The organism is Bradyrhizobium sp. Ken64, assembly GCF_055807555.1.
Window position 1 is genome coordinate 197,748 of the sequence record NZ_JBVVPA010000007.1, and the last position, 12,654, is coordinate 210,401.

The following is a 12,654-nucleotide window of genomic DNA, read 5'->3' on the forward strand; positions in this document are numbered from 1 at the left end:
AGAGAGACCTTACGCCGCCAGATCCGCGACCACTGCGTCCAGCACCGGAAAACCGCTGCTCGTCACGCGCAGCCGACCCGTTGCGTCCACCGTGATCGCGCCTTCTTCGCGCAGCAGCGTGATGCGCTTGGGATCGAGCGAGCGGCCTGACAGCGCGCGGTAGCGCTCGGGGTCGATGCCCTCGGCAAGGCGCAACCCCATCAGCAAAAATTCGTCGGCGCGCTCCTCGCTGTTGAGGAGATCGTCGGTGACGATGCCGTGGTCATTGGTCTCGACCCGCATCAGCCAGGCTTCGGGACGCTTCTCGGTGGCGGTCGCATGCCTGATACCGTCGATGTCGAGCCGGCCATGGGCACCGGGGCCGATGCCGGCATATTCCTCGCCGCGCCAGTAGACCAGATTGTGCCGGCACTCGGCGCCCCGCCGCGCGTGATTTGAAATCTCGTAGGCGGGCAGGCCGAGCCTGTCGCAGGTCTCCTGCGTGATGTCGTAGAGCGCGCGTGCGACGGCTTCATCCGGCGTCTTCAGCTTGCCGGCCTGATACAGGCCGAAGAACGGCGTGCCTTCTTCGATCGTCAATTGATAGAGCGACAGATGCTCGGCCGCCTCGCCGATCGCGAGACGCAATTCATCGGCCCACATCGCCGGCGTCTGGTCGGGACGGGCGTAGATCAGGTCGAACGAATAACGATCGAACGAGCGGCGCGCGATGGCGACGGCATCGAGGGCCTCGCGCGCGCTGTGCATGCGGCCCAGCGCTTTCAGCGAGGCATCGTCGAGCGCCTGCACGCCGAGCGAGACGCGGTTGACGCCGGCGGTGCGATAACCGGCAAAGCGCGTGGCTTCGACGCTGGTCGGGTTTGCCTCCAGCGTGACTTCGACGTCTTTGGCCACGGTCCAGTGCTTGCCGATGGCGTCGAGCACGGCGCCGACGGTTGCAGGCTGCATGAGCGAGGGCGTGCCGCCGCCGAGAAAGATCGAGGTGACTTCGCGGCCGGGCGCGCGCTCGGCGGTCGCAGCGATCTCACGCGCGAAAGCCGACGCAAAGCGCGGCTCGTCGATCGCGGCGTGGCGGACATGGCTGTTGAAGTCGCAATAGGGGCACTTCGACAGGCAGAACGGCCAGTGCACGTAGACGCCGAAGGCTTCCTTAGCGCGGCTCAAGGCAGATCTCCGCCAGTTTCACGAAGGCGCGGGCGCGGTGCGACAGGCCGAGACCGAGCGGCGGCAGGCCGTGCTTCTCGATGCTCTCCATCTCGCCGAAGGTGCGGCTATGGCCGTCGGGCAAAAACATCGGGTCGTAGCCGAAGCCGGCGGTGCCGCGCGGTGGCCACACCAGCGTGCCGTCGACGCGCGCCTCGACCTCTTCGCAATGATCGTCGGGCCATGCAACGCAGAGCGCGGAAACGAAATGCGCCTTGCGTTTGGCGGGCGTGGTCGCGCCGCGCTCCTGCAACAGGCGCTCGATCTGCGCCATCGCCGCGGCAAAATCCTTGTTCGGACCGGCCCAGCGCGCCGAATAGATGCCGGGCGCGCCGTCGAGCGCGTCGACCACGATGCCGGAATCATCGGCGAAGGACGGCAGCTTCGTCGCCTGCGCTGCCGCGATCGCCTTGATCGCGGCGTTGCTGCGGAAATCGTTTCCGGTCTCTTCCGGTTCGGCAAGACCTAGCTCGCCGGCCGAGACCGCATCGATGCCGTAAGGCGCGAGCAGCTCCTTCATCTCGGCGAGCTTGCCGGGATTATGGGTCGCGATGACCAGCTTTCCGGTGATTCGGCGATGCATCGGGCTATTGACTACGCTACCGCCAGTTTCTGCAAGTCCACGAGACGCGCGACGCCCTTGCGTGCCAGCGCCATCAACGCCAGGAACTCGGCTTCCGTGAACGGCTCGCGTTCCGCGGTGCCCTGGACTTCGATGATGCGGCCATCGCCCGTCATGACGAAATTGGCGTCGGTATCGGCTTCGGAGTCCTCGGCATAGTCGAGGTCGAGCACGGGCGTGCCCTTGTAGATGCCGCAGGAGATCGCGGCGACGTTGTCGCGCAACACATTGGCCTTCACCATGTTGCGCGCCTTCATCCAGCTGACGCAATCGGCGAGCGCGACCCAGGCACCGGTGATCGAGGCCGTGCGGGTGCCGCCGTCGGCCTGGAGCACGTCGCAGTCGACCGTGATCTGGCGTTCGCCAAGCGCTTCGAGATTGATGATGGTGCGCAGCGAGCGGCCGATCAGGCGCTGAATTTCGACGGTGCGGCCGCTCTGCTTTCCGGCGGAGGCCTCGCGGCGGGTGCGTTCCGAGGTCGCGCGCGGCAGCATGCCGTATTCGGCGGTGACCCAGCCGCGGCCCTGGCCCTTCAGCCATGGCGGCAGGCGGTCTTCCAGCGTGGCGGTGACCAGCACGTGAGTGTCGCCGAATTTCACCAGGCACGAACCTTCCGCATATTTGACCACGCCGCGCTCCAGCGTCACGGGGCGCAGTTCGTCGGGCGCACGGCGGCTTGGCCGCATGGGAAATCCTCCAAAACTCTCGGAAAAGGGCTGTTGGCGGTGCTTGTAGGGGGGGTGAGGGTGGGCGGCAAGGGGGAAGATCGAGGCCTTCTTCACCTGCGATTTTCAATCCGCCAACGCCACGCTTGTCAGAAGCGTCCGGGATAGACAAATTACCTGTATCTTAGAGGAGTTACGGTCTGTGGCCCATCACGATCCGATCCATCTGATCGCGCCGCGCGCGGGCCTTGCCCAGCTCAACGAGCGTTCCCGCGACATCTTTCGTCAAATCGTCGAAAGCTATCTGGCGACCGGGGAGCCGGTGGGCTCGCGCAATATTTCGCGCTTGATCGCCATGCCGCTGTCGCCCGCCTCGGTCCGCAACGTCATGGCCGACCTGGAACAGCTCGGCCTGATCTATGCCCCGCACACTTCCGCCGGCCGGTTGCCGACGGAACTCGGCCTGCGCTTCTTCGTCGATGCCCTGATGCAGGTCGGCGACCTCAATGACGGTGAACGGCAGGCGATCCAGAGCCAGTTGACCTCCGTCGGCCACGCGCAATCGGTCGAGGCCGCCCTCGAGGAGGCATTGACGCGGCTCTCCGGCCTGACCCGCGCAGCCGCCGTCGTGCTGACGCCGAAATCCAATGCGCGGCTGAAACATATCGAATTCGTCCGGTTGGAACCGGAAAAGGCATTGGTGATCCTGGTCGGCGAGGACGGGCAGGTCGAAAACCGCGTGTTGACGCTGCCGCCGGGGGTTCCATCCTCGGCGTTGACCGAAGCCGGCAACTTCCTCAATGCGCGGATCCGGGGCCGGACCCTGGCCGAGGCCCGGCTGGAGCTCGAGACCGCGCTCGGAGAGGCGCGCACCGAGCTCGATCAGCTGACCCACAAGGTGATCTCGGCCGGCATCGCCAGCTGGTCGGGCGGCGAGAACGAGGACCGGCAGCTCATCGTCCGCGGTCACGCCAATCTGCTCGAGGATTTGCATGCGCTGGAGGATCTCGAGCGCGTTCGCCTGCTGTTCGACGATCTCGAGACCAAGCGCGGCGTGATCGACCTGCTCGGCCGCGCCGAAACCGCGGAAGGCGTGCGGATCTTCATCGGCAGTGAGAACAAGCTGTTTTCGCTGTCGGGCTCGTCCACCATCATCTCGCCCTATCGGGATGCCGCCGGCCATATCGTCGGCGTTTTGGGCGTGATCGGGCCGACGCGGCTGAATTATGCCCGCGTGATCCCGACCGTGGACTACGCTGCCCGCATCGTCAGCCGGCTCCTGGGGGGCTGACCGGCGTCTCCCCCGATCACGGGCGCTTGATTTTCGGCGCCCGAAGCACGATATCCGGGCCAGAAACCCCCTGAGACGAATGCGAAAAGAGAGCCGATGACCGATCGAGACCGGCAACCCGAAGACACGAGTGCTGCGGCCGGCGAGCCCGTGGTGTCAAAACCCTACATCATGCCCGACGATCCCGAGCCCGGCTCGGTCGAGCTTTTGCAGAAGGAAGTCGCTGAGGCGCGCGACCGCATGCTGCGGACGCTGGCCGAGATGGAGAATTTGCGCAAGCGCACCGCCAAGGAGGTCGCTGACGCCAAGCTCTACGGCGTCACGGGCTTTGCCCGCGACGTGCTCGACATCGCCGACAACCTCCAGCGCGCGCTCGATGCCGTTCCGGCCGAAGCCCGTGCGACGGCCGATGCAGGCCTCGCCTCGCTGATCGAGGGCGTCGAGTTGACCGAGCGCTCGCTGCTCAGCGCGCTGGAAAAACACGGCGTGAAGAAGTTCGATCCTCTGGGCCAGAAGTTCGACCCGAACTTCCAGCAGGCGATGTTCGAGGTGCCCGATGCATCGGTACCCGCGGGCACCGTCGTGCAGGTCATGCAGGCCGGCTACACCATCGGCGAGCGCGTGCTGCGTCCCGCCTTGGTCGGTGTCGCCAAGGGCGGCGCCAAGGCCGCGCCCGCTGCCAACAGCAACGAGCCGAACGGCGCGGGCAACTGATCCTCATGGCGAGAAGGCGCGTCAGCGCCGTCTCGAACCATGCGGCCGAGCAGCAGCAACAGGGCCTTCACCCTTCGAGACGCGCGCGAAGAAGCGCGCTCCTCAGGACGAGGGTCTTGCAGTTCGATCGCGCCTCTTACGCGCTCGCCGCGATATCCGCAGACTGGATCCGCTTCACGCCAGCCTTGGCCATGTCGGCCCAGGCTTTTGCGAGCGAACCCTGATTGTCGATGCCGCGGCACGCGTCTTCCACCACATAGACCTCGAAGCCCGCCTTGCGCGCGTCCAGCGCGGTCCAGGCGACGCAGAAATCCGTCGCCAGCCCCGCGACGAAGACGCGCTTGATCTTGCGCGCCTTCAGATAGCCGGCAAGGCCGGTCGAGGTCTTGCCGTCGGCTTCGAGAAAGGCCGAATAGCTGTCGACGTCCTTGTGAAAACCCTTGCGGATGATGAGCTCGGCGTGCGGGATCGCAAGGTCCTTCGAGAGCGCGGCGCCGTCGGTGCCCTGCACGCAATGGTCGGGCCACAGCACCTGCTTGCCGTAGGGAAGATCGACGGTCTCGAACGGCTTCTTGCCGGCGTGGACTGACGCAAAGGAAACATGGCCTTGCGTGTGCCAGTCCTGCGTCATCACCACGTTCGAAAACGCTTTCGAGATCTTGTTGATGACGGGCACCACCTGCTCGCCTTCCTTCACGGCAAGACTGCCGCCGGGCAGGAAGCAGTTCTGCACGTCGATCACGAGCAGCGCGGATGCATCGTCCGGCTTGATCGATGCCGCTGCCAGAATTGCGGTTGGCGCGAGCGCCACGAGAGCGCTCGTCCCGAGCGCCGCCAAGATTTGTCGCCGATCCAGCATCATTCGCCTCCCTCCAGGATGAACTCAACGGAAGGGGAGCCTAGTTCCGTTCGTATACGAACAGAAGCCCGAAAATGCGGCCGACTTTGGTGAGTCGTTGGGCTGCTGACCGGATATCAGCGTCGTCCCGGCGAAGGATGTCGGGCTAGCCCTTCGGCTGGATGCCGTCGCGGACCGCGCGGAAGCGGGGGAAGGCGGCCGGCCATTGCTCGCGCGGGGCGCTGGCGATGATGCGCAGCGAGGCGCCGCTGCTGAAGCGGATCCACTGCACCACGGTCACCGGCGTCTTGTCCTTGCCGCTGATGCCGTCGATCCGGGTCTCGAAACCCTGTTGGCCGCTGATGCGGATCGGCTCGGACATGGTGACGCGCGACTCCCGCACGCCGGGAATCTGGAGTGCAGCCTCCTGGGCGAAGCGGGCGCGGTCGTCGGCGGCTTGCGGAGTGGCGCCGATCACGCCGAGGATGATGAACGGCTTCGATTCATAGCCGGAGCTCTCGTCGCCGTCGGCCAGGATGATGCTCGAGCCCGGCGCCAGCGTGCGAACGTCCTTGAAGTCGGCAAGATCGGTGATCTTGAAAGGCATCAGCGCGATCTGCTCGTCGGCCGGGACCTGCTTGCGGGTGACGACGCTCGCGAACATCTGCCGCACCGCCTCGTCGGTGTAGATCTTGATCGCATTCTCCGGAATCTGCACCGCGACATAGCCGGAGAAGCCGGCGCCCGGCACGATCATCGAATAGCGCCGCACCGGGGTATCGCCGGCCTTGCCACTCTCCGTGGTGAAATAGGCAAGACCCCCGGGCGTCTCGATCTTGTCCTGCTTGACGCCGTTGGTGCCGGCCGGATTGGAGTTGAAGGCGCTCACGACCTCGCCATAGGCCGCCGGCGGCAGCTCTGTGATCAGCACCTTGACGTTGCCGTCCTCGCTCTCGAAGCCGGGAAAGGTCTTGGCCGTGCTGAGGCCGACCAATGGCACCATGCCGAGGCGCAAGCCGGGTGGGAAAACGGCGTCGGCAGCCAGAGCCGGAAGCGCAGAGGCGACGAGGAGGGCGAGCGCGGCGAGGGGGCGGATCAGCTTCATGGGCACTCTGATTGGTTCACATTGAGGCCGTTCGATGGTGGCCAGCCGGCCGCTTTGTCGCGCAAGGCAGCCCGATGACGAGCCCGGCCGGCTGCCCGCCTTTTAGCGGGTTTGGACTCGCCGCAACAGGGCGGGGCGGAATGCGGTAGCGGATGCCGGCCGATCGCGGGACCTGTTAATAATTCCTCACCCGCAAGGGCGGTGCAGCCCGGATATGTTCTTCCAAAACCCAATGTTTTCACGGCCGAAACTTGCGTTCGGTCCTTGCGGGCACCTCCCCCCCTCCTATATGACCCCCAACCATCGCAATATCGCGAATGTTTGATCTTAGGGGGTTTCGGTTCGGGTGCCTTCTGGGCCCAGCCAGCCTGCCGCAAAAACAAGGATACAGGACCATGGGAAAGGTCATCGGGATCGACCTCGGCACCACGAATTCGTGCGTCGCCGTAATGGATGGCAAGAACGCCAAAGTCATCGAGAATTCCGAAGGCATGCGCACGACGCCTTCGATCGTCGCCGTGACGGACGACGGTGAGCGCCTCGTCGGCCAACCGGCCAAGCGCCAGGCCGTCACCAATCCCGAGCGCACGTTCTTCGCAGTGAAGCGCCTGATCGGCCGCCGCTACGACGACCCGATGGTCGAGAAGGACAAGAAGCTCGTTCCGTACAAGATCGTGAAGGCTTCCAACGGCGACGCCTGGGTCGAGGCCGACGGCCAGACCTACTCGCCCTCGCAGGTCTCGGCGTTCATCTTGCAGAAGATGAAGGAGACCGCGGAAGCCCATCTGGGCCAGAAGGTCGACCAGGCCGTCATCACCGTGCCCGCCTACTTCAACGACGCCCAGCGCCAGGCGACCAAGGACGCCGGCAAGATCGCGGGCCTTGAAGTGCTGCGCATCATCAACGAGCCGACCGCGGCCGCGCTCGCTTATGGCCTCGACAAGACCAAGGCCGGCACGATCGCCGTGTACGATCTCGGCGGCGGCACGTTCGATATCTCGATTCTCGAAATCGGCGACGGCGTGTTCGAGGTGAAGTCGACCAACGGCGACACCTTCCTCGGCGGCGAAGACTTCGACATGCGCCTGGTCGGCTATCTCGCCGACGAATTCCAGAAGGAGCAGGGCATCAACCTGCGCAACGACAAGCTCGCGTTGCAGCGCCTGAAGGAAGCCGCTGAAAAGGCCAAGATCGAGCTGTCGTCGACGACGCAGACCGAGATCAACCTGCCCTTCATCACCGCGGACCAGACCGGCCCGAAGCATCTGACGATGAAGCTCACCCGCGCCAAGTTCGAGGCGCTGGTCGATGACCTCGTTCAGAAGACCGTCGAGCCCTGCCGCAAGGCGCTGAAGGATGCCGGCCTCACCGCCGCCGAGATCGGCGAAGTGGTGCTGGTCGGCGGCATGTCGCGCATGCCGAAGGTCCAGGAAGTCGTGAAGCAGCTGTTCGGCAAGGAGCCGCACAAGGGCGTCAACCCGGACGAAGTCGTGGCGATCGGCGCCGCGATCCAGGCCGGCGTGCTTCAGGGCGACGTCAAGGACGTGCTGCTGCTCGACGTGACCCCGCTGTCGCTGGGCATCGAGACGCTGGGCGGCGTGTTCACCCGCATCATCGACCGCAACACCACGATCCCGACCAAGAAGAGCCAGGTGTTCTCGACCGCCGAGGACAGCCAGAACGCGGTGACCATCCGCGTCTTCCAGGGCGAGCGTGAAATGGCGGCCGACAACAAGATGCTCGGCCAGTTCGACCTGATGGGCATTCCCCCGGCTCCGCGCGGCATGCCGCAGATCGAGGTGACCTTCGACATCGACGCCAACGGCATCGTCAACGTCTCGGCCAAGGACAAGGCCACGTCCAAGGAGCAGCAGATCCGCATCCAGGCCTCCGGCGGTCTGTCGGAAGCCGACATCGAGAAGATGGTCAAGGACGCCGAGGCCAATGCCGAGGCGGACAAGAAGCGCCGCGAGGCCGTGACCGCCAAGAACGACGCGGACGGACTGGTGCATTCGACCGAGAAGGCACTGGCCGAGCACGGTTCGAAGGTCGCAGAGACCGAGCGCCGCGCCATCGAGGATGCCGTCAGCGACCTCAAGGAAGCGCTGAAGGGCGACGATGCCGAAGCGATCAAGGCCAAGACCCAAACGCTGGCCCAGGCGTCGATGAAGCTCGGCGAGGCCATGTACAAGCAGCAGGCCGAGGCCGACGCCAAGAAGGATGCGGCCAAGGACGACGTCGTCGACGCGGAATTTACCGAAGTCGACGACGACAAGAACAACAAGAAGTCCGCCTGAACCCTGCGAGGGTGATGATGCGGACGGCTTGGACCCCACACGCGCCAACGGCCTCCTCCCTCGCGGGGGAGGCCATCGTGTCGGGCTCGATGGGGCAACGCTCTGTTAAAATCGGCTCTGTTAAAGCCGGCCCCGTTACGATCGATCAATTCCCAGCCGTTATTCTGAACACTGCCGTGCAATCCTCTGCCGCGAGGCGGAAGGGTGCCTATATCGCTGCATGGCGACGTTGCTTCGCTCCGACTTGAATCGCGATCGGATAGACCGAGCTCATCATGTCCACGTCCACCAAGCGCTGCTACTACGAAACCCTCGAAGTCGAACGCGATGCCGACGATTCCGTCCTGAAATCGTCGTTCCGCAAGCTGGCGATGAAGTTTCACCCCGACCGCAATCCCGGGGACGACACCAGCGAAGTCAAGTTCAAGGAAATCAACGAGGCCTACGAGGTCCTGAAAGACAAGGACAAGCGCGCCGCCTATGACCGTTACGGCCATGCCGCCTTCGAGCAGGGCGGCGGTGGCGGCGCCGGTTTCGGCGCGGGCTTCGCCTCTTCCTTTTCCGACATTTTCGAAGATTTGTTCGGCATGGCCGGACAGCGCGGCGGCCGCGGCGGCCGCGAGCGCGGCGCCGACCTGCGCTACAACATGGAAATCACGCTCGAGGAAGCTTTTGGTGGCAAGACCGCGCAGATCGAGATCCCGGTCTCGGTCACTTGCGAGGCCTGTTCGGGCATCGGGGCCAAGGCCGGCACCAAGCCGAAGACCTGCTCGACCTGCGGCGGCGCCGGACGCGTACGGCAGTCGCAGGGCTTCTTCACGCTGGAGCGCACCTGTCCGGGCTGCCAGGGTCGCGGCCAAATGATCGAGGACGCCTGCCCGTCCTGCTCGGGTCAGGGGCGCGTCACCCGCGAGCGGAATCTGTCGGTCAACATTCCCCCTGGAGTCGAGGACGGCACCAGGATCAGGCTCGCCGGCGAGGGCGAGGCCGGGGTCCGCGGCGGCCCGCCCGGCGACCTCTACATCTTCCTGTCGCTGGCCCAGCACCAGTTCTTCCAGCGCGACGGCGCCGATCTGCATTGTCGTGTGCCGATCTCGATGGTGACGGCGGCGCTTGGCGGCGAATTCGAGGTCCCGACCATCGAGAAGGGCAAGACCAAGGTGAAGGTCCCCGCAGGGACACAGTCCAGCCGCCGATTCCGCATCGCATCAAAAGGCATGCCGGTGCTGCGCTCGCGCCAGATGGGCGACATGTACGTTCAGGTCGTAGTCGAGACCCCGCAGAACCTCACCAAGAAGCAGCAGGAATTGCTGGCCGAGTTCGACAAGCTCTCCTCCGGAAACACCCAGCCGGAATCCGAGGGCTTCTTCACCAAGGTCAAGGATTTCTTCGGTAATCGGGCGAGTTGACGCGTCTTGACCGTGCCGTCTTCGGCCTATACGTCTTTATGACCATTTTCTGACACGCCGCGGTCACGCGGTCCCGGCCGGTCCCGACATGCCATTGCCATCGTCCGCGCGTGCGTTGAAGAAGCCCCGTCTCGATGACGAGGTGCGTTTTCTCCGGTCATGGATCGAAAAGCCCCTCCACATGGGCGCGGTGATGCCGTCGGGCAAGCTGCTGGCCCGGACCATGGCCCATTACGTCGATGTCAATTCGGACGCACCGGTGGTCGAGCTCGGGCCCGGCACCGGCGCCATCACCTCGGCCCTGGTCGAGCGCGGCGTCGACCAGAAGCGTCTCGTCCTCGTCGAATACAATCCAGGCTTCTGCGCCCTGCTGCGCGACCGCTATCCGCAGGCCAAGGTGGTGCAGGGTGATGCCTATCGTCTGCGCGACACGCTCTGGAACGTGCTGAGCGCGCCGGCCTCCGCGGTCGTCTCGGGCCTGCCGCTGGTCACAAAACCGATGCTGACGCGGCTGCGGCTCATCCGCGACGCCTTCACGGCGCTGGCGCCCGGTGCGCCCTTCGTCCAGTTCACCTATGCGGTGGTGCCGCCGATTCCGAAATCGCTGCCCGGCGTGTCCACAGAGGCCTCGGAACGGATCTGGATGAACCTTCCGCCGGCCCGCGTCTGGGTGTATCGCAAGGACTAATTCCGCCGGCATTCCTGTTTGCGTGGCGGGCTCGTTTCGCCGAATGCATGGAAGCGGATGTCCGCACCGAAAATCCTGATCATTCCCGGCTCTCTGCGCACCGGCTCGCACAATGCGAAGCTGGCAGCGGTCGCCGCCTATGCATTCGACCAGGCCGGTGTCGACGTCACCCGGATCTCGCTCGCCGATTTTCCGCTGCCGATTTATGACGGCGACCTGCAGGCCAAGTCCGGAGTGCCCAAGCACGCGATCAATCTCAAGCGCATGATCGGCGCGCATCATGGCGTGCTGATCGTCTCGCCCGAATACAACGCCTCGGTGCCGCCGCTGCTGAAGAACGCGATCGATTGGGTCAGTCGCGTACATGAGCTGCACGAGCCGCGCGGCGAGGTGTTCCGCAACCGCGTCTTCGCGCTCGCCGGCGCCTCGCAGAGCCGGCTTGGCGCGGCTCGCGCGCTGCAGGCGTTGCGGCTGATCCTGACCTCCTGCCACGCCAATGTGATTGCCAGCCAGCTCACGCTCGCCTTTGCCGACCAGGCCTATGACGATATGGACAGGCTGAAGCACGAGGGCGATATCGCCGCGTTGAAGGAACTGGTGCGGCAGTTGATCGACATTTCCCAACGGATGATGTGAGGTGACATGACGCCAGCCGAGATTGCCCCGAAAGACCGCCTGATCGTCGCGCTCGATCTGCCCGGCGTTGATGCCGCGGAAGCGATGGTCAACCGGCTCGGCGACAGCGTCACCTTCTACAAGATCGGCTATCGGCTGGCTTATGCCGGCGGCTTGCCGCTGGTCGGCAAGCTCGCGGACAAGGGCAAGAAGGTCTTTCTCGATCTCAAGCTGCACGACATCGGCAACACCGTGGCGCAAGGCGTCGACAGCATCACCCGGCTCGGCGCGACCTTCCTCACCGTGCACGCTTATCCGCAGACCATGAAGGGTGCCGTCGAAGGTCGCGGCAGCTCGAAGCTGAAGATCCTCGCCGTCACTGTTCTGACCTCCTACAACGAGGACGATCTGCACGCAGCGGGCTTCCGGCTCGGCGTCTCCGAGCTCGTCGAAGCGCGCGCGCAGCAGGCGCAGGTGCTCGGCATCGACGGGCTGGTGTCGTCGCCCGAGGAAGTCGGAGCCTTGCGCAAGATCGTCGGCCACCAGATGAGCCTCGTCACCCCCGGCATCCGGCCGGCGGGCGCGGCGAGCGGCGACCAGAAACGCATCATGACGCCGGGCCGCGCGATTGCGGCCGGCGCGGACTATCTCGTCGTCGGTCGACCGGTGGTGGAAGCCGCGGACCCCAAGGCAATTGCCGAGGCCATCCAGGCCGAGATCGCGCAAGCGCTCGGCTAACCAACAACACAGGGAGAAGAACAATGGCAAAAGGCTACTGGATCGGACGCGTCGACGTGAGTAATGACGAGGGCTACAAGCCCTATGCCGTCGCCAATGGTCCGATCTTCAAGAAATGGGGTGGCCGTTTCGTCGTCCGCGCCGGCAAGTTCACCACCGTCGAACGCAGTAGCCGCACCCGCAACGTCGTGATCGAATTCCCGGACTACGAGACCGCGATCGCCTGCTACAATTCGCCGGAATACCAGGCCAACATCAAGGTGCGCCAGCCGCACTCCGTTGCCGACCTCATCATCATCGAGGGCTATGACGGCCCTCAGCCGTCAGACGGCTGAGGCTGGGTCTGCGCGCGCGCCTCGTCCTTCGAGACGACCGCTCCGCGGTCTCCTCAGGATGAGGCTAAGCAGAAGCGGCGCCCGTCGAATTTGTTGCCAGGGATTCCGACCTCATCCTGAGGGCCCGCCGTAGG

13 protein-coding genes are annotated in these 12,654 nt (G+C 65.0%); 8 read left to right on the plus strand and 5 right to left on the minus strand.

Features of this window, described 5'->3' with window-relative positions:
• Nucleotides 1–9: 9 nt before the first annotated feature.
• The 3 genes from hemW to rph are packed head-to-tail and all read right to left on the minus strand — an operon-like array spanning nt 10 to nt 2,511.
• Entirely contained in the window at nt 10–1,164 is a 1,155-nt protein-coding gene (gene hemW / locus AC0L2F_RS15085) for a radical SAM family heme chaperone HemW (RefSeq protein ID WP_473248885.1), read from the minus strand.
• On the minus strand, nt 1,151–1,786 hold the full coding sequence (gene rdgB / locus AC0L2F_RS15090) for an RdgB/HAM1 family non-canonical purine NTP pyrophosphatase (protein ID WP_007604029.1): 636 nt from the start codon (nt 1,784–1,786) through the stop codon (nt 1,151–1,153). The genes hemW and rdgB overlap by 14 nt, the downstream gene beginning before the upstream one ends.
• Nucleotides 1,787–1,797: 11 nt before the next feature.
• Nucleotides 1,798–2,511, minus strand: coding sequence for a ribonuclease PH (rph, locus tag AC0L2F_RS15095; protein WP_007598482.1), 714 nt, complete (start codon nt 2,509–2,511; stop codon nt 1,798–1,800).
• A gap of 181 nt (nt 2,512–2,692) precedes the next feature.
• On the opposite strand from rph, the gene hrcA reads away from it, so the two are divergent.
• Both hrcA and grpE read left to right on the plus strand, forming a co-directional pair.
• Nucleotides 2,693–3,781, plus strand: coding sequence for a heat-inducible transcriptional repressor HrcA (gene hrcA, locus AC0L2F_RS15100; protein WP_007604027.1), 1,089 nt, complete (start codon nt 2,693–2,695; stop codon nt 3,779–3,781).
• Between the two features lie 96 nt (nt 3,782–3,877).
• Entirely contained in the window at nt 3,878–4,495 is a 618-nt protein-coding gene (grpE, locus tag AC0L2F_RS15105; protein ID WP_473248886.1) for a nucleotide exchange factor GrpE, read from the plus strand.
• Between the two features lie 136 nt (nt 4,496–4,631).
• On the opposite strand, the gene pncA is transcribed toward grpE, so the two are convergent.
• Complete coding sequence (gene pncA / locus AC0L2F_RS15110) at nt 4,632–5,354, minus strand: bifunctional nicotinamidase/pyrazinamidase (RefSeq protein ID WP_088931292.1); 723 nt, start codon at nt 5,352–5,354, stop codon at nt 4,632–4,634.
• A gap of 145 nt (nt 5,355–5,499) precedes the next feature.
• The gene (locus tag AC0L2F_RS15115) at nt 5,500–6,438 is read right to left on the minus strand and encodes a hypothetical protein (RefSeq protein ID WP_473248887.1); all 939 of its coding nucleotides are present in this window, start codon (nt 6,436–6,438) and stop codon (nt 5,500–5,502) included.
• Nucleotides 6,439–6,833: 395 nt separating this feature from the next.
• Between AC0L2F_RS15115 and dnaK the strand changes: the two genes are divergently transcribed.
• The 6 genes from dnaK (at nt 6,834) to AC0L2F_RS15145 (ending at nt 12,520) form a co-directional block, all read left to right on the plus strand.
• Nucleotides 6,834–8,735, plus strand: coding sequence for a molecular chaperone DnaK (dnaK, locus tag AC0L2F_RS15120; protein ID WP_007604023.1), 1,902 nt, complete (start codon nt 6,834–6,836; stop codon nt 8,733–8,735).
• Nucleotides 8,736–9,010: 275 nt separating this feature from the next.
• On the plus strand, nt 9,011–10,144 hold the full coding sequence (gene dnaJ, locus AC0L2F_RS15125; protein ID WP_007604022.1) for a molecular chaperone DnaJ: 1,134 nt from the start codon (nt 9,011–9,013) through the stop codon (nt 10,142–10,144).
• Nucleotides 10,145–10,232: 88 nt separating this feature from the next.
• Nucleotides 10,233–10,832, plus strand: a complete 600-nt coding sequence (locus AC0L2F_RS15130) for a class I SAM-dependent methyltransferase (RefSeq protein ID WP_007598495.1) — start codon at nt 10,233–10,235, stop codon at nt 10,830–10,832.
• Between the two features lie 57 nt (nt 10,833–10,889).
• Nucleotides 10,890–11,468, plus strand: a complete 579-nt coding sequence (locus tag AC0L2F_RS15135; RefSeq protein ID WP_007604013.1) for an NADPH-dependent FMN reductase — start codon at nt 10,890–10,892, stop codon at nt 11,466–11,468.
• 6 nt (nt 11,469–11,474) lie between these two features.
• A complete protein-coding gene (gene pyrF, locus AC0L2F_RS15140; protein ID WP_063992216.1) occupies nt 11,475–12,185 on the plus strand; it encodes an orotidine-5'-phosphate decarboxylase in 711 nt (236 codons plus the stop codon).
• Nucleotides 12,186–12,208: 23 nt separating this feature from the next.
• Nucleotides 12,209–12,520, plus strand: a complete 312-nt coding sequence (locus AC0L2F_RS15145) for a DUF1330 domain-containing protein (RefSeq protein ID WP_473248888.1) — start codon at nt 12,209–12,211, stop codon at nt 12,518–12,520.
• Nucleotides 12,521–12,654: the final 134 nt, after the last annotated feature.

Coding starts and splice junctions, on each gene's coding strand:
- AC0L2F_RS15145 (WP_473248888.1), top strand. CDS start 12,209: ATGGCAAAAGGCTACTGGATCGGACGCGTCGACGTGAGTAATGACGAG.
- AC0L2F_RS15115 (WP_473248887.1), bottom strand. CDS start 6,438: ATGAAGCTGATCCGCCCCCTCGCCGCGCTCGCCCTCCTCGTCGCCTCT.
- pyrF (WP_063992216.1), top strand. CDS start 11,475: ATGACGCCAGCCGAGATTGCCCCGAAAGACCGCCTGATCGTCGCGCTC.
- pncA (WP_088931292.1), bottom strand. CDS start 5,354: ATGCTGGATCGGCGACAAATCTTGGCGGCGCTCGGGACGAGCGCTCTC.
- dnaK (WP_007604023.1), top strand. CDS start 6,834: ATGGGAAAGGTCATCGGGATCGACCTCGGCACCACGAATTCGTGCGTC.
- rph (WP_007598482.1), bottom strand. CDS start 2,511: ATGCGGCCAAGCCGCCGTGCGCCCGACGAACTGCGCCCCGTGACGCTG.
- grpE (WP_473248886.1), top strand. CDS start 3,878: ATGACCGATCGAGACCGGCAACCCGAAGACACGAGTGCTGCGGCCGGC.
- rdgB (WP_007604029.1), bottom strand. CDS start 1,786: ATGCATCGCCGAATCACCGGAAAGCTGGTCATCGCGACCCATAATCCC.
- AC0L2F_RS15135 (WP_007604013.1), top strand. CDS start 10,890: ATGTCCGCACCGAAAATCCTGATCATTCCCGGCTCTCTGCGCACCGGC.
- AC0L2F_RS15130 (WP_007598495.1), top strand. CDS start 10,233: ATGCCATTGCCATCGTCCGCGCGTGCGTTGAAGAAGCCCCGTCTCGAT.
- dnaJ (WP_007604022.1), top strand. CDS start 9,011: ATGTCCACGTCCACCAAGCGCTGCTACTACGAAACCCTCGAAGTCGAA.